Genomic DNA, 25,608 nt, shown 5'->3' with positions numbered 1-25,608 from the left:
TAACGCCTGGCAGGCTTTGCCGGGCGTTGATGTATTCAGCGCAGGACAATTTGTAAGGTATTAAGGTATGTCTGAGCAGTTTCTCTATTTCCTGCAGCAAATGTTCAACGGTGTGACGTTGGGCAGCACGTATGCGCTGATCGCCATCGGCTACACCATGGTCTACGGCATTATCGGCATGATTAACTTTGCCCACGGCGAAGTCTATATGATCGGCAGCTACGTCTCGTTTATCGTTATCGCCGCGCTGATGATGGTCGGTATCGACGTCAGCTGGGTGCTGATCGGTGCGGGCTTTGTCGTTGCGGTGGTGATTGCCTCCTGCTACGGCTGGAGCATTGAGCGCGTGGCCTACCGGCCGGTGCGCTCCTCCAAGCGCCTGATCGCGCTGATCTCCGCCATCGGGATGTCGATCTTCCTGCAAAACTACGTCAGCCTGACCCAGGGCTCGCGCGACCTCGCGCTGCCAAGCCTGGTGACCGGGCAGTGGACGCTGGGTGAAAGCAACGGCTTTGCCGCCACTATCTCCACCATGCAGATCGTCATCTGGGCGGTGACCTTCCTGTCGATGCTGGCGCTGACGCTGTTTATCCGCTATTCCCGCATGGGCCGCGCCTGCCGCGCCTGTGCTGAAGACCTGAAGATGGCCAGCCTGCTGGGCATTAACACCGACCGGGTGATCTCGCTGACCTTTGTGATTGGCGCGGCGATGGCCGCGGTGGCGGGCGTGCTGCTCGGCCAGTTCTACGGCGTGATCAACCCCTATATCGGCTTTATGGCCGGCATGAAGGCGTTTACCGCCGCGGTACTCGGCGGCATCGGCAGCATTCCGGGGGCGATGGTCGGTGGCCTGATCCTCGGCATCGCCGAAGCGCTGACCTCGGCCTACCTGAGCACTGAATATAAAGACGTGGTCTCCTTTGCGCTGCTGATCGTGGTGCTGCTGGTGATGCCGACCGGTATCCTTGGCCGCCCGGAGGTTGAGAAAGTATGAAGAAGCTCAACCTGGTTAATGCGTTTGTCTCAGCCCTGATGCTGCTGGTGCTGGCCGCGTTCTTTATGGGTATGCGGCTCAACCTCGACGGCACGCGTCTGGTGGTCAGCAACGCCGGTGAGGTGCGCTGGAACTGGATCGCCGTCGGCTGTGGCGTGGTGTTTCTGTTTCAGATGCTGCGCCCGCTGGTGCAGAGCGGCCTGAAAAAAGTCAGCGGCCCGTCGCTGGTGCTGCCCGGCATTGACGGTTCCACGACGAAGCAGAAGCTGTTTCTGCTGGCGCTGATCGTTGCGGCGGCCGCGTGGCCGTTCCTGGTGTCGCGCGGTACGGTGGATATCGCCACCCTGACGCTGATCTACGTGATGCTCGGCCTCGGCCTGAACGTGGTGGTCGGGCTGTCCGGCCTGCTGGTGCTCGGCTACGGCGGCTTCTACGCCATCGGTGCCTACACCTTCGCGCTGCTCAACCACTATTACGGTCTTGGCTTCTGGCAGTCGCTGCCGCTGGCCGGGCTGGTGGCCGCCGGCTTTGGCCTGCTGCTCGGCTTCCCGGTGCTGCGCCTGCGCGGGGATTACCTGGCGATTGTGACGCTCGGCTTCGGTGAAATCGTGCGTATCCTGCTGCTTAACAACACCGCAATCACCGGTGGCCCGAACGGCATCAGCCAGATCCCGAAACCGTCGTTCTTCGGCCTGGAGTTTGGCCGCAGCGTACGCGAAGGCGGCTGGGGCACCTTCCACGAGTTCTTTGGCCTGAAGTATGACCCGAGCGACCGCATTATTTTCCTCTATCTGGTGGCGCTGCTGCTGGTGGTGGTCACCCTGTTTGTGATTAACCGTCTGCTGCGCATGCCGCTGGGGCGTGCCTGGGAAGCCCTGCGTGAAGACGAGATCGCCTGCCGCTCGCTGGGCCTCAGCCCGACGCGTATTAAGCTGACCGCGTTCACCATCAGCGCCGCTTTTGCCGGGTTTGCCGGCTGCCTGTTTGCCGCGCGTCAGGGCTTTGTCAGCCCGGAATCCTTCACCTTTGCCGAGTCGGCGTTTGTGCTGGCCATCGTGGTGCTGGGTGGGATGGGCTCACAGTTTGCGGTGATCCTCGCGGCAATTTTGCTGGTGGTTTCGCGCGAGCTGATGCGTGACCTCAATGAGTACAGCATGCTGGTGCTCGGGGGGCTGATGGTGCTGATGATGATCTGGCGTCCGCAGGGTCTGCTGCCGATGAAACGTCCGCACCTGAAGTTGAAGTCAGCGGAAAAAGGAGAGCAGGCATGAAGCCTTTGTTAGCAGTCAACGGCCTGATGATGCGCTTCGGCGGCCTGCTGGCGGTCAATAACGTCGAACTGGAGCTGCGCCCGCAGGAGATCGTCTCACTGATTGGCCCGAACGGCGCCGGTAAAACCACGGTGTTTAACTGCCTGACCGGTTTTTATAAGCCGACCGGTGGCTCGATTATGCTGGGTGACAGGCAGCTGGCCGGGTTACCGGGCCAGCAGATCGCCCGTATGGGCATCGTGCGCACCTTCCAGCACGTGCGCCTGTTCCGTGAGATGACGGTGATTGAAAACCTGCTGGTTGCCCAGCATCAGCACCTGCAGAGCGGAGTGTTCTCCGGCCTGCTGAAAACCCCGGCCTTCCGCCGGGCGGAAAGCGAGGCGCTGGATCGTGCCGCCACCTGGCTGAAGCGCGTCGGGCTGCTGGAGCTGGCCAACCGCCAGGCCGGCAACCTCGCCTACGGCCAGCAGCGCCGGCTGGAGATCGCCCGCTGTATGGTGACCCGTCCGGAAATTCTGATGCTGGATGAACCGGCGGCCGGTCTTAACCCGAAAGAGACCCACGAGCTGGACGAGCTGATCGCCGAACTGCGCGGGGAACATAAGGTCTCGGTACTGTTGATTGAACACGATATGAAACTGGTGATGGGCATTTCCGATCGCATCTACGTGGTGAACCAGGGCACGCCGCTGGCCAACGGCACGCCGGACGAGATCCGCAATAACCCGGACGTGATCCGCGCTTACCTCGGGGAGGCTTAAGATGAGTAACCCAATGCTGTCCCTGAACAATATCAGCACCCACTACGGTAAAATCCAGGCGCTGCACAACGTCAGCCTGCACATCAGTCAGGGCGAAATCGTCACCCTGATCGGGGCCAACGGGGCGGGGAAAACCACCATCCTCGGCACCCTGTGCGGCGAACCGCGCGCTACCCAGGGCACCGTCACCTTCGACGGCAAAGACATTACCGACTGGCAGACGGCGCGCATTATGCGTGAAGCGATCGCCATCGTGCCGGAAGGGCGCCGCGTTTTTTCACGGATGACGGTGGAAGAGAACCTGGCGATGGGCGGTTTCTTTGCCGAGCGCCAGCAGTATCAGCAGCGCATTAAGCGCGTTTACGAACTGTTCCCGCGCCTGTGGGAGCGTCGCGTGCAGCGCGCCGGCACCATGTCCGGCGGTGAGCAGCAGATGCTGGCCATCGGCCGTGCGCTGATGAGCCAGCCGCGCCTGCTGCTGCTGGACGAACCCTCGCTCGGGCTGGCTCCGATCATCATTCAGCAGATTTTCGACACCATCGAACAGCTGCGTCAGGAAGGCATGACCATTTTCCTCGTGGAGCAGAATGCTAACCAGGCGCTGAAGCTGGCCGACCGTGGCTACGTGCTCGAAAACGGTCATGTGGTGCTCGAAGACACCGGTGACGCGCTGCTGGCCAATGAGGCGGTGCGCAGCGCCTACCTGGGCGGCTAAGTGATTGCGGGCAGCCGCTCTGGCTGCCCCTTTTTGTGCCGATCGTGCGTACATCTTCGTTTTAATTCTGTGATCGTCCTCTCTCCGCTATTGCGTAAAGTTGTTACTCTCGTCCCAGTTTTGTAGTCCCGCGCCGACTTTCCCGTCATCCGCCCGTCATATTTCTGACATATATCTATTATTAATCTGTCATTCAGCCGTGGCATGTTACTTGCCGACTCACACAGTGCGCGGAATCGCGCATCATTAAAACGGGCACAGGAAACCGATATGTCATCTACCGCATTCCGTCGTACCGCACTCAGCCTCGTGCTGGGTCTGACCTTTAGCGGCAGCGCACTGGCTGCTACCGAAATTCCGTTCTGGCACTCGATGGAAGGCGAGCTGGGCGTTGAGGTGGACTCACTGGCTAAGCGTTTTAATGAAACGCACCCGGATTACAAAATCGTACCGGCCTACAAGGGCAACTATGAGCAGAGCCTGGCCGCCGGCATCGCCGCCGTGCGCACCGGCAAAGCACCGGCGCTGCTGCAGGTGTATGAAGTGGGCACCGCCACCATGATGGCCTCAAAAGCGATCGTACCGGTGCATGAAGTGTTTAAAAATGCCGGTATCGCGATGGACCCTAAGCAGTTCGTACCTGCGGTGGCCGGTTACTACAGCGACAGCAACGGCCAGCTGATTTCGCAGCCGTTTAACAGCTCCACCCCGGTGCTGTACTACAACAAAGACGCCTTTAAGAAAGCCGGCCTGAACCCGGACCAGCCGCCAAAAACCTGGCAGGAGCTGGCGAAAGACACCGACGCGCTGCGTAAAGCGGGCATGAGCTGTGGTTACGCCAGCGGCTGGCAGGGCTGGATCCAGATTGAGAACTTCAGCGCCTGGCACGGCCTGCCGGTGGCGACCAAAAACAACGGCTTCGACGGTACCGACGCGGTGCTGGAGTTTAACAAGCCGGTGCAGGTACGCCATATCCAGCTGCTGGAGGACCTGAACAAGAAGGGTGATTTCACCTACTTCGGCCGTAAAGACGAGTCGACGTCCAAGTTCTATAACGGCGACTGCGCTATCACCACCGCCTCCTCCGGCTCGCTGGCCGACATCCGTAAGTACGCTAAATTCAACTTCGGCGTTGGCATGATGCCGTACGATGAGACCGTACCGAACGCGCCGCAGAACGCCATTATCGGCGGAGCCAGCCTGTGGGTGATGAAGGGCAAAGACGCGGCGACCTACAAGGGCGCGGCCGAGTTTATGCAGTTCCTGGCTACCCCGGAAATCGCCGCCGAGTGGCACCAGAAAACCGGCTACCTGCCGATCACTACCGCCGCCTATGAGCTGACCAAACAGCAGGGCTTCTACGACAAGAACCCGGGTGCCGATACCGCCACCCGTCAGATGCTGAACAAAGATCCGCTGCCGTTCACCAAAGGCATGCGTCTGGGCAATATGCCGCAGATCCGTACCATCGTGGACGAAGAGCTGGAAGGCGTATGGACCGGCAAGCAGACCCCGCAGGCTGCGCTGGATAACGCCGTGAAGCGTGGTAATGAGCTGCTGCGCCGTTTCGAACAGCAGACGAAGTAAGTATTCGCTGGGGCCGGAGCAATCCGGCTAACGGGCGGCAGCAATGCCGCCCGATGTGCTTTTCGGAGTTCAACTATGTCCCAACCCCGTCCCGTTTTCCGCACCAGCGCGCTACCCTATCTGTTAGTGCTGCCGCAGCTGCTGATTACCGCGATCTTCTTTCTCTGGCCGGCCGGCGAGGCGCTGTGGTACTCGCTGCAGAACCTCGATCCGTTCGGCATCTCCAGCACCTTCGTCGGGCTGGAGAACTTTAAACGGCTGTTCAGCGACCCGTACTACCTTGAGTCCTTCTGGACCACCATCAAGTTCAGCGGGCTGGTTACCGTCTGCGGTATGACCTTCTCGCTGCTGCTGGCGGCGCTGGTCGATCACGTCGTACGGCTGAAAAAACTCTACCAGACCCTGCTGCTGCTGCCCTATGCGGTGGCACCGGTGGTGGCGGCGGTATTGTGGATGTTCCTGTTTAACCCCGGCCTCGGCCTGTTCAGCCACCTGCTGAACCAGTGGGGCTACAACTGGAACTACGCGCAGAACAGCGGCCAGGCGATGTTTCTGATCGTTCTGGCGTCGATCTGGCAGCAGATGAGCTACAACTTCCTGTTCTTCTTCGCCGCGCTGCAGTCGATCCCGAAATCGCTGGTGGAAGCCGCCGCTATCGACGGTGCCGGTCCGGTACGGCGTTTCTTCTGCCTGTCGCTGCCGCTGATTACCCCGGTGAGCTTCTTCCTGCTGGTGATTAACCTGGTCTACGCCTTCTTCGACACCTTCCCGGTGATCGATGCCGCCACCGGCGGCGGTCCGGTGCAGGCCACCACCACGCTGATCTACAAAATTTACCGTGAAGGCTTTGCCGGCCTCGATCTCTCCTCGTCTGCGGCGCAGTCGGTGGTGCTGATGCTGCTGGTGATCGTGCTGACGGTGATTCAGTTCCGCTTTGTTGAGCGTAAGGTGCGTTACCAATGATTGAGAACCGACGCGGGCTGGATATCTTCAGCCACACGCTGCTGATCTTAGGCGTGCTGACCATCCTGTTTCCGCTCTACGTGGCCTTTGTCGCCGCGACGCTGGACAACGACGCGGTATATCAGGTGCCGATGACGCTGATCCCGGGCAGCCACCTGTGGGAGAATATCAGTAAGATCTGGGTGCACGGGGTGAACGGCAACGGCCCGGCATTCAGTATGATGATGCTGAACAGCCTGCTGATGGCGCTGGCGATCACCGTCGGCAAAATCAGCGTTTCGATTCTCTCCGCCTTTGCGCTGGTGTGGTATCGCTTCCCGCTGCGTAACCTGTTCTTCTGGATGATCTTCGTCACTCTGATGCTGCCGGTGGAAGTGCGTATCTTCCCTACCGTGCAGGTGATCGCCGACCTGAATATGCTCGACAGCTACAGCGGCCTGACCCTGCCGCTGATGGCCTCGGCCACCGCCACCTTCCTGTTCCGCCAGTTCTTTATGTCGCTGCCGGATGAGCTGATGGAGGCAGCACGCATTGACGGCGCCAGCGCGCTGCGCTTCTTCCGCGACATCGTGCTGCCATTGTCAAAAACCAACCTGGCGGCGCTGTTTGTCATCACCTTTATCTACGGCTGGAACCAGTATCTGTGGCCGCTGCTGGTGGTGGACAGCGCCTCGCTGAGCACCGCCGTGGCGGGGATTAAAAGCATGATTAATACCAGCGGGTCGCCGACCCAGTGGAATGAAGTGATGGCAGCAATGCTGCTGACGTTGATCCCGCCGGTGATCATTGTTCTGGTTATGCAGCGCGCCTTTGTGCGTGGTCTGGTTGAGAGTGAGAAATAACGTATGGCAGGGGTAAGACTTCAGGCAGTAACCAAATCCTATGACGGCAAAATTCAGATCATTCAGCCGCTGGACGTCACCATCCAGGACGGCGAGTTTATGGTGATGGTCGGGCCGTCCGGCTGTGGCAAATCGACGCTGCTGCGCATGGTCGCCGGGCTGGAGCGGGTGACCAGCGGCGATATCTGGATTGATTCGCGACGGGTCACCGATGAAGAGCCGAAAGATCGCGGCATCGCGATGGTGTTTCAGAACTACGCGCTCTATCCGCATATGAGCGTGGAAGAGAATATGGCCTGGGGGCTGAAGATCCGCGGCATGGGCAAGGCGCAGATCCGCGAGAAAGTGCTGGAAGCCGCGCGCAGCCTTGAGCTGGAGGCACTGCTGCAGCGCCGCCCGCGCGAGCTGTCCGGCGGCCAGCGCCAGCGCGTGGCGATGGGGCGTGCCATCGTGCGTGAACCGGCGGTATTCCTGTTTGATGAGCCGTTATCCAACCTTGACGCCCGCCTGCGGGTGCAGATGCGCCTTGAGCTGCAGCAGCTGCACCGCCGCCTGAACACCACCAGCCTGTACGTGACCCACGATCAGGTTGAAGCAATGACCCTTGCCCAGCGGGTGATGGTGATGAACAAAGGCGTGCTGGAGCAGCTGGGCACGCCGGTGGAGATCTACGAGCGCCCGGCCACCCGATTTGTCGCCAGCTTTATCGGCGCCCCGGCGATGAACCTGCTGGACGGTCAGCTGAGCGATGACGGCCTGAGTTTTGCCCTTAAGGGCGGTTTCAGCCTGCCGCTGGGGTCGCTGGAGGCCAGTGCCGCCCGCCGGGCGTTGACCGTTGGGGTAAGGCCGGAGCATATTGACGTCTCAACGCAGCAGGAAGGCGGTATTCCGCTGGTGGTGGAAACGCTGGAGATGCTCGGTGCTGACAACCTGGCGCACGGCCGCTGGGGCAGCAGTAAAATGGTGGTACGCCTGCCGCACTCGGTGCGTCCGAAACCGGGGACTACACTGTGGCTTCGCCTGTCGCCGCAGTCGTGCCACTACTTTGACGCCAACGGACAACGGATAGAATGATATGAATAACTGGCCTTATCCTCCGATCGTCGCCCATCGCGGCGGCGGCAAGCTGGCCCCGGAAAACACGCTGGCAGCGATTGACCTCGGTGCCCGGCTCGGGCACCGGATGATCGAATTTGACGCCAAGCTGTCGCAGGACGGTGAAATTTTCCTGCTGCATGACGACACGCTGGACCGCACCAGCAACGGCTGGGGCATCGCCGGCGAGCTGCCGTGGGAAAAACTGCTGCAGCTCGATGCTGGCGAGTGGTTCAGCGGCGCGTTTGCCGGTGAGCGGCTACCGACGTTGTCGCAGGTCGCTGACCGCTGCCGTCAGCATCAGATCGCGGCGAATATCGAGATTAAGCCGACATCCGGCCACGACGTGATCACCGGCCGGGCGATTGCGCTGGCGGCACGCCAGCTGTGGCAGGGGCAGACGTTACCGCTGCTGTCATCCTTCTCATACCGCGCGCTGGAAGCGGCGATGGAGGCGGCACCGGCGCTGCCGCGCGGGCTGTTGCTTGACGAGTGGGATGAGAACTGGCCGGAGATGACCCGGGCGCTGGAGTGCGTATCCATTCACCTCAATCACAAGCTGCTGGATGCCGAACGGGTGGCGCTGCTGAAGCAGGCCGGGCTGCGTATTCTGGTCTATACCGTCAACAAACCGGAGCGGGCGCGCCAGCTGCTGCAGTGGGGCGTGGACGCCATCTGCACCGACCGCATTGATATTATTGCTGCGGATTTCGTCTGATACGGGCAACTGGCCTGGCAGACGCGATCTCTGGTGACGGCGGGTTTGCAGCCTGCTGCGTTATCTGTGCCGGGCAGGCTGCCCCCGTCGCGATCTGCCGCGAATCAATATTTGCCTGCGCCACCAGTCTGCTGCTGCCCCGGCTGGGATTTGATTACCCGCTGCGAGGCGCTGTCGCGCTGCTCCTGAATCTTACGCTGCAGATCCTGCTGCTGGCGTTGCTGATCCTGTTGCAGCTTCAGCTTCTGCTGCGACTGCTGATTCTGCATGCTTTGCTGCACGTTGCGGGTGCTCGGATTGTAGCCGGGCTGGTTCGGGTTATTGCTGTTGTTTAACATGTTCGCCATCCCGCTCAGCGGCACGACAGCGGCAAAAATCACTAACCATTTCGTTGTCATCTTCATTGGGATTCCTCCGTGTTACTCGCTTAATTTTATGTTATCCGCCGGGAAGAGGCTCCAGGAGTGCTCCTGAATTACGCTAATGTTCGCGAGACGTCCATTTATGTGCTTAGTTATCAATGGCAAACCCAACGTAAATAACATTAAAGGATGTAACAATGGACAGAAAAGTTAGCTTCAGGCGGCTGTCAGGGTCGTTGCTGGCCGGTTTACTGCTGTGGCAGGGGGCGGTGGCGGCACCGACCGCGCCGCCGGTTTCCTACGGCGTCAGCGCCGATACTTTTCACCCGGTGCGGGCGCAGCACGGCATGGTGGCCTCGGTAGATGCCACGGCGACTAACGTGGGGGTGAAGATTTTAGAGCAGGGCGGTAACGCGGTGGATGCGGCGGTGGCGGTGGGTTTTGCGCTGGCGGTGACGCACCCGCAGGCGGGTAATATCGGCGGCGGTGGCTTTATGATGCTGCGCACCGCGGCCGGTAACACCACCGCCATCGATTTCCGCGAGATGGCACCGGTGCGCGCCAGCCGCGACATGTTCCTCGGCGCAGACGGCAACGCCGACAGTAAAAAATCGCTGACCTCGCACCTGGCGTCCGGCGTGCCGGGCACGGTGGCCGGTTTTGCGCTGGCAAATAAAGAGTACGGTACGCTGCCGCTCAGCGCCCTGATTAAACCGGCGCTGGAGCTGGCGCGTCAGGGTATCGTGGTCAATGATTCGCTGGCCGATGACCTTAATTTGTACGGTAAAGAGGTGCTGCTTAACCACCCAAACAGTAAGGCGATCTTCTTTAAAGCGGACGGTACGCCGTATCTGAAAGGCGAAACGCTGGTGCAGAAGCGGCTGGCGCACAGCCTGGAGCTGATTGCAAAGCAGGGGCCGGACGCATTCTATAAGGGTGAGATTGCCGATCAGATCGCCGCAGAGATGGCGGAGCACGGCGGGCTGATTAGCAAGACTGACCTGGCGAATTATCGCGCGGTGGAGCGTAAGCCGGTCAGCGGCACCTATCGCGGCTACGAGGTGTTCTCAATGCCGCCGCCGTCTTCCGGCGGTATTCATATCGTGCAGATCCTCAATATCCTGGAAAACTTTGATCTGGCGAAGATGGGCTTTGGCAGCGCCGATGCGATTCAGGTGATGGCCGAGGCGGAGAAGTACGCCTATGCCGACCGTTCCGAGTACCTTGGCGATCCGGAGTTTGTAAAGGTGCCGACCCAGGCGCTGACCAGCAAGGCCTACGCTAAGTCGCTGGCGCAGCAGATCGATCTGGCGAAGGCGCGGCCGTCGTCTGAGATCAAGCCGGGCAAGCTGGCACCTTATGAGAGTGACCAGACCACCCACTTCTCGGTGGTGGATAAGGACGGCAACGCGGTGGCGGTGACCTATACGCTGAACACCAACTTCGGCAGCGGTATTGTGGCGGGTGACAGCGGCATTCTGCTGAACAATCAGATGGACGATTTCTCCGCCAAGCCGGGCACGCCGAACGTTTACGGGCTGGTCGGTGGGGAAGCCAACGCGGTGCAGCCGCATAAGCGTCCGCTGTCGTCGATGTCACCAACGATTGTGGCTAAAGACGGTAAGACCTGGCTGGTGACCGGCAGCCCGGGCGGCAGCCGTATTATCACGACCGTGCTGCAGATGGTGGTGAACAGCGTCGATTTTGGGATGAACGTGGCGGAAGCGACCAGCGCGCCGCGCTTCCATCATCAGTGGCTGCCGGATCAGCTGCGGGTGGAGAAGGGTTTTAGTCCGGATACGCTGAAGCTGCTGGCGGAGAAGGGGCAGAACGTGAAGGTGCAGTCGGCGATGGGCAGCACCCAGAGCATTATGCTGGGGCCGGACGGCACGCGTTACGGTGCGTCTGACCCGCGTACGCCGGATGATTTAACGGCGGGGTACTGACTTTATCTTTGGAGCCGGGTCGCTTCGGGGCAGGTCGCTTCAGGTGCGGGTCGCTTCGGGGGCAGGTGCCCGGCTTATCGGGGTTATCCGGATCGCGGACACGCTATGAATACGTCCGTGTGCGCTCGGCGGCGCGCGTCCCTGCGCGCCGACGGTCCGCTAACCCGGATAACCCCGATTGCCCGTAATTTTCTGTGTTGCTGCCTTAAACCCCTCAAGACCTCATAACTCAGCATGCGCATGGTTTTTTCCAAAGCGATGCAATAGCTGGAAGGGGAGGTCGTTGGTGAACAGGTTAGCCGGGCGTTCTGTCGCCAACGGCCGACCTCACCCCAGGAGCCGCAGCGACCAAACCTCCGGACACGCAGTAACGCCATTTTCCGGCACCTTAGTCAGGGTTTAAACCGCGCCATATACAGGGCGTCCACCTGCTGGCCGTTGCGGATGGCGAAGCGGCGGGCGCGGCCTTCGGTTTCGAAGCCGAATTTTTCGTATAAGCGGACGGCGGCCGGGTTGTCGGCGAATACCGTCAGCTCAACGCGATCCACACCCAGCCAGTTGTCGCACAGATCCAGTATCGCGCGCATTAGCGCGCTGGCTACGCCTTTACCGCGCTGCTGCACGTCCACGCCGATGCCGAAGCTGGCCGTATGGCGGCGGCGGGCGGGGCCGTTAATGTACACGGTGGCCTGGCCTGCTACTTTACCGTCGATGCAGGCGACCAGCATCTGCGTGCCGTCCGGGATTGCGGCGAGCTTTTCGCGCCATTTCATTAGCGAGGGATGAGGGAGCTGTAGCGTGTCGCTGTAGGTTTCTGGCTGGCCATAGAGCGCCTGCAGGGCTTCGGCATCTTCCGGGACCACGTGGCGAACGGTTATCTCACTCATTTTTCCTCTCCGTAGTTAATGAAATCCTCTTTAAAATCAGGGTTTTTAATTGACAGATCAAGCAAAAAAACTTCGGGAAAGGGCTTTACAGGTGCGAATGATAATGATTATTATTGTCATGCGTTTTCAGCAGGGCTCACGGTCCGGGCTGGAAAGCACGACATTGCTCACATTGCTTCCAGGATTTACTTAGCCAGCTCGGGTGCTGGCTTTTTTTTGCCTAAATCTCCCGCCACTCATTACTTACTGCTCACTGCTCACTGCTCACTGCTTACTGCTTACTGCTTACTGCTTACTGCTTACTGCTTACTGCTTACTGCTTACTGCTTACTGCTTACTGCTTACAGTTTGTACTTACTAATCCTTGCTCACTACGCCACTACGCCACCGCCCACCGCCAACCGCCAACCGCCAACCGCCAACCGCCAACCTTCCACCGTTCGCTATTTGCCATTTGCCGTTCAACACCTGGGATCCTCACACTCGCAGTTTTCCTGATGTGCCTGCTGAAACTTACTCGAATATTTTGAACAGAGGAGACAATTTTGTCCGCTATCAACGGCGGTGAATCAGGTTCAGACTACGTCTAAACATTGAGGAGAACTGAATATGATTTTCTTACGCAAAGCACAAGATCGCGGTCACGCTAACCATGGCTGGCTGGACAGCTACCACACCTTTTCTTTCGCTAACTACTACGACGCCAACTTTATGGGCTTCTCGGCGCTGCGGGTGATTAACGAAGACGTGATCGACGCGGGCCAGGGCTTCGGCACCCATCCGCACAAAGACATGGAAATCCTGACCTACGTGCTTTCCGGCACCGTAGAGCACCAGGACAGCATGGGCAACAAGGAGCAGATCCCGGCGGGTGAGTTCCAGATTATGAGCGCCGGTACCGGCGTGCGTCACTCTGAGTACAACGCCAGCAAAGAGGTGCCGCTGCACCTGTACCAGATCTGGATCATTCCGGAGAAAACCGGCATCGAGCCGCGTTACGCACAGCGCCGCTTCGACGACGTGCAGGGCCGCCAGCTGGTGCTGTCGCCGGACGCCCGTGACGGTTCGCTGAAGGTGTTCCAGGATATGACGCTGTCGCGCTGGGCGCTGAAAGCCGGTGAAGAGGGGCAGTTTGACGTGGCCGACACCCGCCGCATCTGGATCCAGGTGGTAAAAGGTGACGTTACCGTTAACGGTGAAAGCGCCGGTACCAGTGATGCCTTCGCCATCTGGGACGAAAAAACCGTGGCGATTACCGCCAGCAGCGATGCGGAAGTGTTGATCTTTGATCTGCCGCCGGTGTGATTATATGGCGTTAAATGGCGTGTCGGCCGGATTATCGCAGTCAGACCGGCACGCCATCCGCCAGGATTCTCCCGGGTATGGCCGCCATCCGTCAGGTCGGGAGGCGGGCCGCAACGTTAACTCCATCACACTTTGGGCGCGGTTTACCGCGCCCTTTCTCTTTTTGTAACGGTCTTTGATACACTCAGCGGCATATTTCCGTAACCGCCGTTGGGCCTGATGAAGAAAAAAAGACCGGTACTACAGGATGTTGCCGATCGCATCGGTATCACCAAAATGACCGTTAGCCGCTACCTGCGCAACCCCGATCAGGTCTCTGCCGCGCTGCGTGACAAGATCGCGGCGGCGCTGGACGAGCTGGGCTACATCCCTAACCGCGCGCCGGATATGCTCTCCAACGCCACCAGCCGGGCGATCGGCGTGCTGCTGCCCTCGCTGACCAACCAGGTGTTTGCCGACGTGCTGCGCGGCATCGAGACCGTTACCGATGCGGCGGGCTATCAGACCCTGCTGGGCCACTTCGGCTACAGCCCGGAGAAGGAGGAGCTGCAGCTGCGCTCGCTGCTGGGCTGGAACATCGACGGCCTGATCCTCACCGAACGCACCCACACCGCCGCCAGCCTGCGGATGATTGAAACCGCCGGTATCCCGGTGATCGAGATGATGGACTCGGTATCGCCGTGCCTGGATATGGCGGTCGGTTTTGATAACGTCGAGGCGGCACGGCAGATGACGCGGGCGATCCTCGATAAGGGCCACCGCCATCCGGTTTATCTCGGCGCGCGGCTGGACGAGCGCACGCTGCTGAAAGAACAGGGCTACCGGCAGGCTATGCAGGAAGCCGGGCTGGAGCCAATGACGGTGATGATGGAAGCGGCCTCCTCGTTCTCTGCCGGGGCGATGCTGATGTGCGAAGCACAGCGGCGCTATCCGCAGGTGGATAGTCTGTTCTGTACCAACGATGACCTGGCGGTGGGCGCGCTGTTTGAGTGCCAGCGTCAGGGGCTTAAGGTGCCAGAACAGATGGCGATCGCCGGCTTCCACGGCCACGATATCGCCCAGGCGATCAATCCGCCGCTGGCGACGGTGCAGACGCCGCGTGAGCGGATGGGGCAGGAGGCCGCCCGGCTGCTGCTGGCGCGTATTGCCGGCGAAGCCGTAAGTGATAAGCCTGTTGATGTCGGCTTTACCATTTCAGCGGGTGGCAGTATCTGACCTGGAGTGGCTGACGAACCGGGCCGCCGGGACGGGATAAAGTAGGTTAACGTTCGGTCAGATTGTCCGGTCTGTGGCTGCTGACAGCGGCAAACCTCTAACAGACTGCCGGCTGCTTATGAGCGGTTTGCACCTGGCAGCACCCTAAGTTATCCCTTCGTGCCCCTTGCCGGTTAATTCTCTCCATTTTTTGAACCTCCTCACAATTACCAGCTTTTTACGCGCCAGCTGTTGCCATACTTCTTACACCACCAGACAATGTTACCGATAACAAGTTACCGATAACAAACCTAACTCTTCCACCTGTACCCGATAAACGGAGTGACTACCATGACAACAGCTTCCGTCGCCAATCACGTGTTTGTGCTGATGGGCGTCTCCGGCAGCGGCAAATCCGCCGTGGCCAACGCCGTCGCCCATGAGCTGAAAGCCGCCTTTCTTGACGGCGATTTTCTGCATCCGCGCGCCAATATCGAAAAGATGTCGCAGGGGCACCCGCTGAATGACGACGACCGTAAGCCGTGGCTGCAGGCGATTAACGATGCCGCTTTCGCCATGCAGCGCACCAACGACGTGTCGCTGATCGTCTGTTCGGCGCTGAAAAAGCACTACCGCGATATCCTGCGCGACGGCAACCAGAACCTCTCCTTTGTCTATCTGAAGGGCGATTTCGACACCATTGAGTCACGTCTGCGCGCGCGCAAAGGCCACTTCTTTAAGCCGCAGATGCTGGTCACCCAGTTCGCCACGCTGGAAGAGCCGGGCCGGGATGAGCAGGACGTGCTGGTCGTCGATATTAATCAGTCGCTGGAAGAGGTGATTGCCGCCACCCTGAAGACCATTGACGGCGCGATCAACAACAATAAGTAGGATGTAATGAGTACTGCAACACTGGTGTTAACGGCAGCAGGGTCGGTGTTACTGCTGCTGTTTTTAGTGATGAAAGCCCGCATGCACGCCTTTGTGGCGCTGATGCTGGTCTCGGTCGGAGCCGGCCTGTTCTCCGGCATGCCGCTGGATAAAATTGCCGACACCATGCAGAAAGGCATGGGCGGCACCCTCGGCTTCCTCGCCATTGTCGTTGCCCTGGGGGCGATGTTTGGCAAAATCCTGCATGAAACCGGCGCAGTGGATCAGATCGCCATCCGCATGCTGAAAACCTTTGGCGAAAGCCGCGCGCACTATGCGATGGGCATTGCCGGTCTGATCTGCGCGCTGCCGCTGTTTTTTGAAGTGGCGGTGGTGCTGCTGATCAGCATCGCCTTCGCCGTGGCCCGCCGCACCGGCGATAACCTGGTGAAGCTGGTGATCCCGCTGTTTGCCGGCGTCGCGGCCGCGGCCGCGTTCCTGCTGCCTGGCCCGGCCCCGATGCTGCTGGCCTCGCAGATGCACGCCGACTTTGGCTGGATGATCCTGCTGGGGCTGTGCGCGGCCATTCCGGGAATGCTGATTGCCGGGCCGCTGTTTGGCCGCTTTATCAGCCGCCACGTGCAGTTCACGCCGCCGGAGGAGAGCGAACACCCGGAGTTTGACGAAAGCAAGCTGCCGTCATTTGGCTTCAGCCTGGCGCTGATCCTGTTCCCGCTGCTGCTGGTCGGGCTGAAAACCATCGGCGCGCGCTTTACCGAACCCGGTTCCCGCCTGTATGAGTGGCTGGAGTTTATCGGCCATCCGTTTACCGCCATTCTGCTGGCCTGTCTGGTGGCGATCTATGGCCTGGCCTACCGCCAGGGCATGGATAAAGAGCGGGTGATGCAGATTTGCGGCGCGGCGCTGCAGCCCGCCGGGATAATCCTGCTGGTGATCGGCGCGGGCGGCGTGTTTAAACAGGTGCTGGTCGACTCCGGCGTTGGCCCGGCGCTGGGCAATGCGCTGACCGGTGCCGGGATGCCGGTCGCGGTTGCCTGCTTTGTGCTGGCCGGAGCGATTCGCGTGATTCAGGGCTCGGCGGTCGTCGCCTGCCTGACCACCGTCGGGCTGATTATGCCGGTGATTGAGCCGCTGCATTACTCCGGCGCGCAGATGGCCGCGCTGTCGATCTGCATCGCCGGCGGCTCGATTATCATCAGCCACGTCAACGATGCCGGTTTCTGGCTGTTTGGCCGCTTTACCGGTGCCACCGAGGCGCAGACGCTGAAAACCTGGACGCTGATGGAGACCATTCTGGGCACCGTCGGCGCGGTGACCGGGATGATCGCCTTCGAACTGCTGTCATAACGCCCGGCCGATCGCTTCCGGGGCGGGAATCTCCTCCCGCTCCGGAGGACGTTTACATGCGCTTTCCTCGCAAAATCGCCGCTTTTTCTGCCCGTTATAAGCAACTCTGCTAAAAATATTCACCTAATCGATTTAATTCACTTGCCACTTTGGCTGCACATTGTAAGGTTTAGCCTGACTCTTTTTCTTCAACTCTTATCAGGCGTTTCTGTCGCAGTCAGGTAGCCTGAAGCAGGTGCAAAATGAAATCTGTTGGTTTAGTAGGTTGGCGTGGCATGGTGGGCTCGGTGCTGATGCAGCGCATGAGCGAAGAGCGCGATTTTGATGCGGTGCGCCCGGTATTTTTCTCCACCTCGCAGCATGGCCAGGCCGCGCCGGCGTTCGGCGGCCAGTCTGCCGGTACGCTGCAGGATGCGTTTGATATCGAGGCGCTCAAGGCGCTGGATATTATTATCACCTGCCAGGGCGGCGACTACACCAGCGACGTTTATCCTAAACTGCGCGCTGCCGGCTGGCAGGGCTACTGGATCGATGCCGCCTCTACGCTGCGCATGGAAGAGGATGCGATCATTATCCTCGATCCGGTCAACCATCAGGTGATTCAGGACGGGCTGAACAACGGCATTAAAACCTTCGTTGGCGGTAACTGTACCGTCAGCCTGATGCTGATGTCACTGGGCGGCCTGTTTGCGAATAATCTGGTCGAGTGGGCGTCCGTTGCTACTTATCAGGCGGCCTCCGGCGGCGGCGCACGCCATATGCGTGAGCTGCTGGCGCAGATGGGCCAGCTGCACGGCCACGTGGCGGCGGAACTGAACAATCCGGCTTCTGCGATCCTCGACATCGAGCGTAAGGTCACTGAACTGAGCCGCGCGGGCGCGTTGCCGGTGGACAACTTTGGCGTGCCGCTGGCCGGCAGCCTGATCCCGTGGATCGACAAGCAGCTGGAAAACGGGCAGAGCCGTGAAGAGTGGAAGGGGCAGGCAGAAACGAACAAGATCCTGCGTCCTGCTGGCCTGATCCCGGTTGATGGCCTGTGCGTGCGCGTTGGTGCGCTGCGCTGCCACAGCCAGGCGTTTACCCTGAAGCTGAAAAAAGACGTGCCGCTGGCCGAGATCGAGCAGCTGCTGGCGTCTCATAACGACTGGGTGAAAGTGATCCCTAACGACCGTGAAATCACCATGCGTGAGCTGACGCCGGCCGCCGTAACCGGTACCCTGAGCACCCCGGTTGGCCGCCTGCGCAAGCTGAACATGGGGCCGGAGTATCTCTCGGCCTTTACCGTTGGCGATCAGCTGCTGTGGGGTGCCGCTGAACCGCTGCGCCGTATGCTGCGTTTACTGGTGGATTAATCCCAGGCTGCCTCCGCCTGCTGGCGGGGGCAGCGATCCTCAGTCATCCCGTTCGTTATGCCTTCGCTTCGCCTCCTGTCGCTTTTTACTCTCCGGTTGTTGTTGCCCCAGAAAACGATATTTCGGTTCTTCAATTCGTTGCCGCCAGCCCGGTGAGCACAGCCAGAACAGCAGTGAAATCACCAGAAACACGGACATAACCAGTACCACAACAGTTAACATCAGTTTCTCCTGAATTAGCGTTGCACGGTGGATGGCTGCTCTGACGTATGCAGAGAGCGGATATAACGGGCAAGGTCGGCACGCTGTTCAGCACTGAACTGCGGAAAAGGCGGCATGGCGCTACCGGGTATACCGTTTCTCACTACCCGGTCAATTTCGGCCATATCCGGCTGCAGATGCAGGAAATTAAACGGTGCCGGCGCGTACAGCGCTGCCGACGGGCCTTTGCCATCGCCATTGATCCCGTGGCAGGTGGTACAGTTTTCGGCATACAGCGTCGCTCCCTGCGCAATGCTGGCAGCAAGCAGCGGTGATGCCGAAACCGTCGCCTTCTGCTGTTGCCTGTCGCGGAGCCAGGCGTAAACATCGGCTACCTGCTGCGGCGACAGGTCGCGCCAGGCGGGCATCGCGCTGCCTGCCACGCCGTTATGCAGGATCGCGGCAAAGGCCTGTGGATCATAGTTAAAGGCAGTGAGATTCGCCGGTGCTGGGCGCAGGCTTGTCGCTGCCAGCGTCTGACCGTCGGCCTCGCCGCCGTGGCAGGCGCTGCAGTAATGGCTCCAGACCCGCTGTCCGTTGTGGGCATTACCCGGCGGAAGCGGCAGACCGGCCTGTACGCTGCCGGATACTGCCGGGATCGGGCGTGACGGATTGGCATAGCGCTGCCCGGCCTCTGCGGTTTGCGCCTTTTCCTGCTCATCCCGCGCACGACCCAGCGTGCGCAGATACGCTACCAGCGCACGCGCATCGTTGCCTGGCCGCGCCGCGCTGCCGTCAAACATCCACGGATAAGCTGGCATCACCGAACCGGAGACCACCGCCCGCGGGTTATACAGATGGGCGTACTGCCAGTCGTCGCTGCGCACGCCGCTTTCCCGCGCCAGGTCGGGGCCGATACGGCGGGTGCCCCACAGCTGCGGTGAGTCATAGCGGGTTTCCCAGGCTTCGGTTGACGGGCCAAAGCGCCGCCGGTCTTCCGGCGTAAAGCGTACCTGCTGAGTGTGGCAGTAAGCGCAGCCCTGCGCGGCATAGATCTGCCGCCCGCGCCACTCCTCGCCGGTATAAGGCACGTTGCTGACCGGCGAATTCTGCACGATCGATTTGTCCAGCCGCATTCCGGGCAGTACGCCGAGGACGATCACCGACAGACAGAAAAACACTACCCCGGCGATAAACATCACCGCCAGCGAAAACGAGAATAACCCGCCTGAATCACGCTTGTTCATCGTGCCTCCCTGGCATTGTCTTCAGTCGGTTTGCCTGCCATTGCCGCAATCAGAAAACCAAAGCCCAGCAGGATCGGCAGGCCGGAGATCGCGCGGATCCACCACCAGGGCATCGACATCCTTACCGAGTCCATCCACGGTTGTGTGGTCGCCCACATCCTGCCCTGCATAATGCCGATAACCGACAGATCGACCACCATCAGCATCAGCCCGCCAAAGATCAGCCAGAATGCCCGGTTAGCGTGGCGGGGGTGGTAGCGCAATCCCGTCAGGTTTTGCCAGATATGCAGCAGGGTGCCGGTGGCGATAAAGCTGGCAAAGCCCAGCATGGCTAAGTGCGAATGACCAATCACCCAGTCGGTAAAGTGAATCGTGCGTTGTACCGGCATCAGCGCCTGCAGCGCCCCCTGTACACTGACCACCAGGTAGAACACCACGCCCACCCAGATGAAGCGCAACGCCACGTTCTGACGCGCCAGCTTCCAGCTACCGTCCAGCGATCGCAGCAGGTTATACACCACCATGATGACGTCGCAGCCCAGCAGCAGCGAGGCGGCGATGGCCGCTTTCTGGGTGTCCATCGGGATGGCGGAGTAGACGTAATGGTGGGTGCCGTTCAGCGGATAAACAAAGAACAGGATCCAGAACCCGAGCATGGAGATAAAGTGGCTGTAAATCGGTTTACCGGTGGTCGCCGGGATCACGTAGTAGGCCATCGCCAGGATAAAAGGGGTGACCAGCAGCCCGACCGCGTCATGTATCCACAGGCCGCTAAAGGCGGCACCTACGGCTCCCGGGGTAAATTCCGGCACCAGGCTGCCCATCGGAAACGCCAGCGCGCTGAACACTGCGCCGCCAAGAATATACCAGGCCGAAATATAGAGGCGGTGGCGTTCAGGCCCGACGATCAGCGGCCATAAGAACTGCACCACCATCAGCATCAGGCACAGCTCGGTCACGGCGTTGATCGCCAGCGGGAATTCGGTCCACTCCAGCGGTTTGATCGCCAGCAGACGCTGCGGCAGATTTGCCTCAATCAGAATCCAGCCGGGCAGCACCTGGCCGACGTTCCACAGGATAAACAGCGCCCAGCCAAGCCGGGCACTGAAAACGTCACGACCGGCCAGACGCGGCGTGGCGAAATAGAGAAAGGCAAGAAAGCCGTTGCCCAGCCAGCCAAACATAATCCCCTGCGTATGGTCGTAGCGCAGCAGACCCCAGGTTGCCGATGGCGTATTCGTCAGAAAGTCCGGCAGGACAAACTTAAGTGCCACCACCAGGCCACACAGCCCGGAAATGACCAGCGTGGCCAGCGCAGCATACCCATGTGCGCGGGTCAGTGCCGTTGAAACAGCGCAGCGAGGGGAATGTTCCCCCTCAGCCGTTATTAAAGCGTTCATTAATGTTTATCGTCCTTGTTATTCAGACGGCCACCTGGCGGCGGTGATGCACTGCCCAGCACCGAGCCGTTGACCTCTTTTCCATACATTGAACTGGCCGAGTGGTGATACTTCTCACGCGTTTCCGCGACAGAGCCGGTAAATCGCGGATCCTGGGGCCGATCCTGGCTATCCATAAACAGCGCTACATCCCAGGCCTGCTGAGTGGTAAGGGTGTTGCCCTGACTGTAGGGCATATTGGCACGGATAAAGGCCGCTGCGTTTTTGATGCTGCCCATACCGGCACCCCAGTTAAACGACTTCTCGCCCCACAGCGCCGGGAAGGTCATATTGCCGCGGTTATCCTGCTGGCCGGAACCGTCCTGCGCATGGCACAAGGCACAGCGCTGGGTATAAACCTGCTCACCACGCGCGTAATCTGCGGGCAGGGCGGGTTTAGCCAGTCTGGTAAAACCGCGCCCGGGAGCATTCGGATCCAGCGCCTGGCCTTTTGCCAGCCACCAGGCATAGCTTTCCAGCGCCACCAGTTCAGGACTGCCCAGCGGTGGCGCTTTGCCATTCATGCTGAAGCGGAAGCAGCCCTGCAGGCGCTCCTGGAAGCTGTTAACGTGGTGGTTCTTGGAACGGTAGGCGGGATAGGCCATCCAGGCCGCCCACAGGGGGGCCGAGCCGGCTTTGGTGCCGCTTTCAAGGTGGCAGTTGCTGCAGGTCAGAGAATTACCGACATAGTTCGCGGCATAACGGGCCGGATTGTCAAAAATCAGCTTGCCGGTCGCGGCCACCTTGCCAAACTCACTGTCCGGCAGCGGGGCCTGGTTGAAGCCCTGATCCGCTGTTACCGCTTTTCCCTCCGGTTGCTTAGCGGCAGCGGTTTTCGCCGCGGGTGCAGACTGCTGCTGCCAGGATGCCAGCATAATCGTCCCACCAGCGACGATCAGAACGCCGACAATCGCAACGGCTGAGCCGGTTCTGTTCATGGTGCGACTCCTTGCGATTCAGAGGAGAGGGGAGGAAGAGGCAGGCGGGAGTAATAGCCTGCAACCTGTTTGATTTGATCCTGCGTCAGCCTGCTGGTGATGCCGGGCATCAGGTTTAGTGGGCCCGGCGGCCGTTCGCCGTTTTGCCAGGCCGTAAGCTGATTTTCCAGATACACCTCCGACTGGCCCGCCAGCGCCGGAAACTGCGTACCCACCCCGGCCCCCTGCTGGCCGTGGCAGCGGTCACAGGCGGGCAGTTGCCTGGCCGGGTAGCCTGCCGTTGCCAGCAGGTGCCCGGTGGCGAACCGCTCCCCATCCTCGCGTTTTTTGGCAACGCCCGGCAGCGCAGCATAATAGTTCGCCAGCGCCTGCCGCTGACGGTCGCTCAGTAATTTCGCCACGGGTGACATCATTACATTACGTCTTGAGCCATCAGCCAGCGCGGTTAACTGCCCGGTAAGATAAGGCACGGGCAGCCCCGCCAGCCGTGGAAATCCCACGGCGGCATTGCCTTCACCCCGCATCCCGTGGCAGCTGGAGCAGGCGGGAATACCGCTTGCGCTACCGTTAATGGCGATATCCTCTCCGCGTGTTTCACCTGCGTTGGCCAGCGCCATCTGACCTGCCAGCAGTAAAAGCAGTCCCCACAGGGAACGGACAACATGCGTCATTTTTTCACCTTTTGGTCATCGGCATTTCAGCCTTTCCAGGGTTCGAAGCCATAACGCTCAAAGATCGTCAGCGCTTCAGGTGAACGGATAAACGTAAGCCAGGCCTGCGCTGCGTCAGCATGGCGGGCATTCTTCACCATGGCACCGGCATAGACCGCGCGGGTATTTTGCGCTTCAGGAATCACCACGTGGCTGATGGGGTGGCCAGCCTGTTCCTGGAACAGGGCTTCAGACAGCCAGGTGACGCCGGCATCCGCCTTGCCCTGCATAATCCATAATGGCGTCTGACGATGGTGAATATGGGTCAGCGTGGTGGTGCCCCTGGTCTGTTTCTCGTGGTAAACCGTTTCGACCAACGACTCGCCGCCAGCCTTATGCAGGGACGCTTTTATCTGGCGTGCCACTCCCTCGAATTCAGGATTTGGCATGGCGAGCATCAGGTTCTCTTTTGCCAGATCCTGCAGGCCGCTGATGTTTTCAGGGTTATCTTTGGCCACCATGATGGTGAGATTATTGGTGACATAGGGTACGGCCGGACCCTGAAGCTTCCCTGCCGTTATGCCTTCCTGCACTTTTTTCAGGCCGGCCAGATAAACATCCGGCGGCACGTTCCAGGTCATATTACCCACGGTGACGGTGCCCCCGTTGCTCAGTTGCTGCATCAGCAGGCCGGGCGGCAGGGTTTGCCAGTAGAGTTTTCCCTGATATTGAGGATTTTTCTCTTCAAATGCCTTAACCAGCGGTGCCATAGCAAAAAAGTAATTACCGCCGACATAGAGTGAAAGTGCGGGGTTTTGCGGGTTGCCGTGAAAATCTGCGAGGTTGTCAGCATCGGGAACGGTAAATTGTAATCCGCGTTCGATAGCATCATTGTTTTTCCCGTTCTGCCAGGGTGGCGTGAAGTTATTCTCTGCCTGGCAATTCACGCTGATTAAAAAAGAAATAAATGTAAGGAAAAAAATGCGACATAAGTTCATAGTCAGTCTCCTTTTTTACAGGATGCTGTTTACAGCATCATGAATGTATATCCCTGGTGCTCAAGAACGGTGATGGTTGTCAGCGCTGAGAGTGCCAGCGTTATGCGTTTATCCAGCCACCCGTAGTCAAAATGATGTTCAGCTATCGCCTGCCCGCATACGCTGAGATGTATTCCGGCCTTTTCCAGTTCCGTAATCAACGGCAAATTAGGATTCGCCATGCCATACTGTTTTTGGTACTCCGCATCCCGCAGTACCAGCGGCGTGGCATGAGAATAAACCACCGCTTCAATATGCAGATTTTTGAGCGGCACCCCCGCAGCGACGTACAGATTGACCGTACGTGCGACGTGGTCGAGAGAGGGGTTAACCTTATCGGGTTTGTCTGCCGCTGCCGTCAGGCCGAAAACAATATGATATTGCTGGGTGGGATCGGGCTTGAAAGCACTATTGGGTAAATAATGTATTTTCCCATAATTATGGATGGTCGGGGTTTGCCAAAAATTGTCCTTATTCTCCGCCGCAAAAACGGAAGAAAACGAGATGGCAGTGACAGTAATAGCCAGTAGTGTTGTTACAACTTTACGCATAAATTTACCTCTTTTGTTTATTATTAATTTCCTGTGGACGGTGACGGGTTTGTGCGGTGGCGAACTTTAGTAATGGTTTTAACACTATGTCTATCGTAGCCTGTTACGCCTGATGCTACGACTTCAATTAATCAATACAAGGCATTCATTTTTATGAACCTTCATCACCTCGATATTTTTCTGAACGTCTGTTTTAGCGGCAGCCTGTCAGCCACTGCAAAAAATATGCATATCTCTCAGTCTGCATTATCCAGCGAACTTAAAATGTTTGAGGGACGTTTAGGAATAGCATTATTTGAACGCCTGCCACGGGGAATGGAACTGACATCTGCAGGTCATGTTCTGAAAAAATATGCAGAGGATCTGTTTGCCATTGCTGATAGTGCAGAGATGGCAATGCGCGAAATTGTGGATGCCCGCTCCGGACATTTGTCCATCGGTGCCAGCAATACGCCGGGCCTTTACCTGCTGCCGCCGCTGATACTGGAGTTAAAAAATAGCTATCCTGATATTGATATCACCCTGTTTATTGGCAATACCGCTCAGGTTTGCCAGGGGATGCTAGAGCGGCGTTTTGATCTGGGATTGATCGAGGGATCCCCACCCTCTGCAGACCTGCACTGGGAGGCGTTCAGCCCAGACCAACTGATCCCGGTCACCGCTGCCACCAATCCGATTTGTCAGCAGGCCAGGTTAGATGTTACCGATCTGCAACGACAAAGCCTGCTGCTGCGGGAAGAGGGCTCAGGATGCCGTGAGCAGACGCTTAACCTTACGGAGCGCTGCAATATTCGTATGCAACGTGTTATCGAATTCAATCAGACCGAAGCCATCAAGCAGGCATTGCTGGCCGGTAGCGGGATTGCCTGGCTACCAAGGCGGGGACTGGAGAATGAACTTGCATCCGGGAAGCTGGCCTGGCTGGCGGGTCTTAACCTGGATATTTCCCGCACGTTAGGTGTAGTAAGAAGAAAGAACAGCCCTGACAATCGGCTGACCGACCGACTGCTCAGTCGTTTAAAGGGGGCGGTGAGTGCTGTCTCTTAGCAACCCTGCAGGCAGATGAAAAGATTTCATCCTAATCCTTTTTTAATCGATTCCAGTATCAAAATTAATCAGTTAATGTCTGATATAAAAACAATCGTAGTGACGCTTTTTTCCGTGTCCGACGCTATTTGACACGATACCGTCATCTAAATTGAGCATTTTTAACTGCGCAGCAGGGGCAAAAGACCTAATACCCTCTGAGGGTAAGCAGGATATTTGTGATTTCTCCGCTGGCTTTAGGTACAGACTGGCTATGCTTAACATCATC

General features: G+C 59.0%; 25 protein-coding genes. 16 read left to right on the top strand and 9 right to left on the bottom strand.

The genetic code is table 11. The annotated features are described in order from the left end of the window. The first annotated feature begins 67 nt into the window (after window positions 1–67). The 9 genes from livH (at window position 68) to ugpQ (ending at window position 8,946) form a co-directional block, all read left to right on the top strand. Complete coding sequence (gene livH, locus ASF13_RS03460; RefSeq protein ID WP_056232638.1) at window positions 68–994, top strand: high-affinity branched-chain amino acid ABC transporter permease LivH; 927 nt, start codon at window positions 68–70, stop codon at window positions 992–994. Next, complete coding sequence (locus tag ASF13_RS03455) at window positions 991–2,265, top strand: high-affinity branched-chain amino acid ABC transporter permease LivM (protein ID WP_056232636.1); 1,275 nt, start codon at window positions 991–993, stop codon at window positions 2,263–2,265. Before livH ends, ASF13_RS03455 begins: the two co-directional genes overlap by 4 nt. Beyond that, window positions 2,262–3,026, top strand: coding sequence for a high-affinity branched-chain amino acid ABC transporter ATP-binding protein LivG (gene livG, locus ASF13_RS03450; RefSeq protein WP_056232634.1), 765 nt, complete (start codon window positions 2,262–2,264; stop codon window positions 3,024–3,026). Before ASF13_RS03455 ends, livG begins: the two co-directional genes overlap by 4 nt. A gap of 1 nt (window position 3,027) precedes the next feature. Further along, a complete protein-coding gene (gene livF / locus ASF13_RS03445; RefSeq protein ID WP_056232632.1) occupies window positions 3,028–3,741 on the top strand; it encodes a high-affinity branched-chain amino acid ABC transporter ATP-binding protein LivF in 714 nt (237 codons plus the stop codon). A 270-nt stretch (window positions 3,742–4,011) separates the two neighbouring features. Continuing rightward, a complete protein-coding gene (gene ugpB / locus ASF13_RS03440) occupies window positions 4,012–5,328 on the top strand; it encodes a sn-glycerol-3-phosphate ABC transporter substrate-binding protein UgpB (protein WP_056232630.1) in 1,317 nt (438 codons plus the stop codon). A 75-nt stretch (window positions 5,329–5,403) separates the two neighbouring features. Continuing rightward, window positions 5,404–6,291, top strand: coding sequence for a sn-glycerol-3-phosphate ABC transporter permease UgpA (gene ugpA, locus ASF13_RS03435; RefSeq protein ID WP_056232627.1), 888 nt, complete (start codon window positions 5,404–5,406; stop codon window positions 6,289–6,291). After that, window positions 6,288–7,133 carry a sn-glycerol-3-phosphate ABC transporter permease UgpE gene (gene ugpE, locus ASF13_RS03430; RefSeq protein WP_056232625.1) on the top strand — a complete coding sequence of 282 codons (846 nt, stop codon included), beginning with the start codon at window positions 6,288–6,290 and terminating at the stop codon, window positions 7,131–7,133. The genes ugpA and ugpE overlap by 4 nt, the downstream gene beginning before the upstream one ends. Before the next feature lie 3 nt (window positions 7,134–7,136). Then, a complete protein-coding gene (locus ASF13_RS03425; RefSeq protein ID WP_056232622.1) occupies window positions 7,137–8,207 on the top strand; it encodes a sn-glycerol-3-phosphate import ATP-binding protein UgpC in 1,071 nt (356 codons plus the stop codon). A gap of 1 nt (window position 8,208) precedes the next feature. Beyond that, the gene (ugpQ, locus tag ASF13_RS03420) at window positions 8,209–8,946 is read left to right on the top strand and encodes a glycerophosphodiester phosphodiesterase (protein WP_056232621.1); all 738 of its coding nucleotides are present in this window, start codon (window positions 8,209–8,211) and stop codon (window positions 8,944–8,946) included. 104 nt (window positions 8,947–9,050) lie between these two features. On the opposite strand, the gene ASF13_RS03415 is transcribed toward ugpQ, so the two are convergent. Continuing rightward, entirely contained in the window at window positions 9,051–9,344 is a 294-nt protein-coding gene (locus ASF13_RS03415) for a DUF2756 domain-containing protein (protein ID WP_056232799.1), read from the bottom strand. 161 nt (window positions 9,345–9,505) lie between these two features. Between ASF13_RS03415 and ggt the strand changes: the two genes are divergently transcribed. Next, the gene (ggt, locus tag ASF13_RS03410; RefSeq protein WP_056232620.1) at window positions 9,506–11,254 is read left to right on the top strand and encodes a gamma-glutamyltransferase; all 1,749 of its coding nucleotides are present in this window, start codon (window positions 9,506–9,508) and stop codon (window positions 11,252–11,254) included. Window positions 11,255–11,646: 392 nt separating this feature from the next. Here ggt and ASF13_RS03405 read toward each other — a convergent pair whose 3' ends face one another. After that, window positions 11,647–12,141 (bottom strand): GNAT family N-acetyltransferase, encoded by a 495-nt coding sequence (locus ASF13_RS03405; RefSeq protein ID WP_056232619.1) that lies wholly within the window; start codon window positions 12,139–12,141, stop codon window positions 11,647–11,649. Between the two features lie 609 nt (window positions 12,142–12,750). On the opposite strand from ASF13_RS03405, the gene ASF13_RS03400 reads away from it, so the two are divergent. From ASF13_RS03400 to asd, 5 genes are all read left to right on the top strand, one after another. After that, window positions 12,751–13,446, top strand: a complete 696-nt coding sequence (locus tag ASF13_RS03400; protein ID WP_056232617.1) for a pirin family protein — start codon at window positions 12,751–12,753, stop codon at window positions 13,444–13,446. Between the two features lie 219 nt (window positions 13,447–13,665). Next, entirely contained in the window at window positions 13,666–14,661 is a 996-nt protein-coding gene (gntR, locus tag ASF13_RS03395; protein ID WP_056232615.1) for a gluconate operon transcriptional repressor GntR, read from the top strand. A 330-nt stretch (window positions 14,662–14,991) separates the two neighbouring features. Continuing rightward, a complete protein-coding gene (gntK, locus tag ASF13_RS03390; RefSeq protein WP_056232613.1) occupies window positions 14,992–15,531 on the top strand; it encodes a gluconokinase in 540 nt (179 codons plus the stop codon). Window positions 15,532–15,537: 6 nt separating this feature from the next. Next, window positions 15,538–16,878 carry a gluconate transporter gene (gntU, locus tag ASF13_RS03385; protein WP_056232610.1) on the top strand — a complete coding sequence of 447 codons (1,341 nt, stop codon included), beginning with the start codon at window positions 15,538–15,540 and terminating at the stop codon, window positions 16,876–16,878. Between the two features lie 242 nt (window positions 16,879–17,120). Further along, complete coding sequence (gene asd / locus ASF13_RS03380; protein WP_056232608.1) at window positions 17,121–18,230, top strand: aspartate-semialdehyde dehydrogenase; 1,110 nt, start codon at window positions 17,121–17,123, stop codon at window positions 18,228–18,230. Window positions 18,231–18,269: 39 nt separating this feature from the next. Here the strand turns inward: asd and ASF13_RS03375 are convergent, their stop codons facing one another. Genes ASF13_RS03375 through ASF13_RS03345 form a run of 7 tightly spaced genes read right to left on the bottom strand, consistent with a single transcriptional unit; the run spans window position 18,270 to window position 24,293 of the window. Then, entirely contained in the window at window positions 18,270–18,452 is a 183-nt protein-coding gene (locus ASF13_RS03375; protein ID WP_056232606.1) for a hypothetical protein, read from the bottom strand. Between the two features lie 14 nt (window positions 18,453–18,466). After that, window positions 18,467–19,678, bottom strand: coding sequence for a cbb3-type cytochrome c oxidase subunit II (locus ASF13_RS03370; RefSeq protein ID WP_056232603.1), 1,212 nt, complete (start codon window positions 19,676–19,678; stop codon window positions 18,467–18,469). Then, window positions 19,675–21,078: a cbb3-type cytochrome c oxidase subunit I gene (locus ASF13_RS03365; RefSeq protein ID WP_082502270.1), complete on the bottom strand. Its 1,404-nt coding sequence runs from the start codon at window positions 21,076–21,078 to the stop codon at window positions 19,675–19,677. Before ASF13_RS03365 ends, ASF13_RS03370 begins: the two co-directional genes overlap by 4 nt. Then, window positions 21,078–22,055 (bottom strand): c-type cytochrome, encoded by a 978-nt coding sequence (locus ASF13_RS03360; protein ID WP_056232600.1) that lies wholly within the window; start codon window positions 22,053–22,055, stop codon window positions 21,078–21,080. The genes ASF13_RS03365 and ASF13_RS03360 overlap by 1 nt, the downstream gene beginning before the upstream one ends. Beyond that, window positions 22,052–22,726, bottom strand: a complete 675-nt coding sequence (locus ASF13_RS03355) for a c-type cytochrome (RefSeq protein WP_056232598.1) — start codon at window positions 22,724–22,726, stop codon at window positions 22,052–22,054. Before ASF13_RS03355 ends, ASF13_RS03360 begins: the two co-directional genes overlap by 4 nt. 26 nt (window positions 22,727–22,752) lie before the next feature. Continuing rightward, entirely contained in the window at window positions 22,753–23,703 is a 951-nt protein-coding gene (locus ASF13_RS03350) for a substrate-binding domain-containing protein (protein ID WP_056232596.1), read from the bottom strand. A gap of 29 nt (window positions 23,704–23,732) precedes the next feature. Then, window positions 23,733–24,293, bottom strand: a complete 561-nt coding sequence (locus ASF13_RS03345) for a DsrE family protein (RefSeq protein WP_056232594.1) — start codon at window positions 24,291–24,293, stop codon at window positions 23,733–23,735. A 153-nt stretch (window positions 24,294–24,446) separates the two neighbouring features. On the opposite strand from ASF13_RS03345, the gene ASF13_RS03340 reads away from it, so the two are divergent. Beyond that, complete coding sequence (locus ASF13_RS03340) at window positions 24,447–25,340, top strand: LysR family transcriptional regulator (RefSeq protein WP_056232591.1); 894 nt, start codon at window positions 24,447–24,449, stop codon at window positions 25,338–25,340. The last annotated feature ends 268 nt before the right edge of the window (window positions 25,341–25,608 follow it).

Source organism: Erwinia sp. Leaf53 (genome assembly GCF_001422605.1).
Classification (GTDB): domain Bacteria; phylum Pseudomonadota; class Gammaproteobacteria; order Enterobacterales; family Enterobacteriaceae; genus Erwinia.
This window is presented reverse-complemented; position numbering and strand designations above follow the sequence as displayed.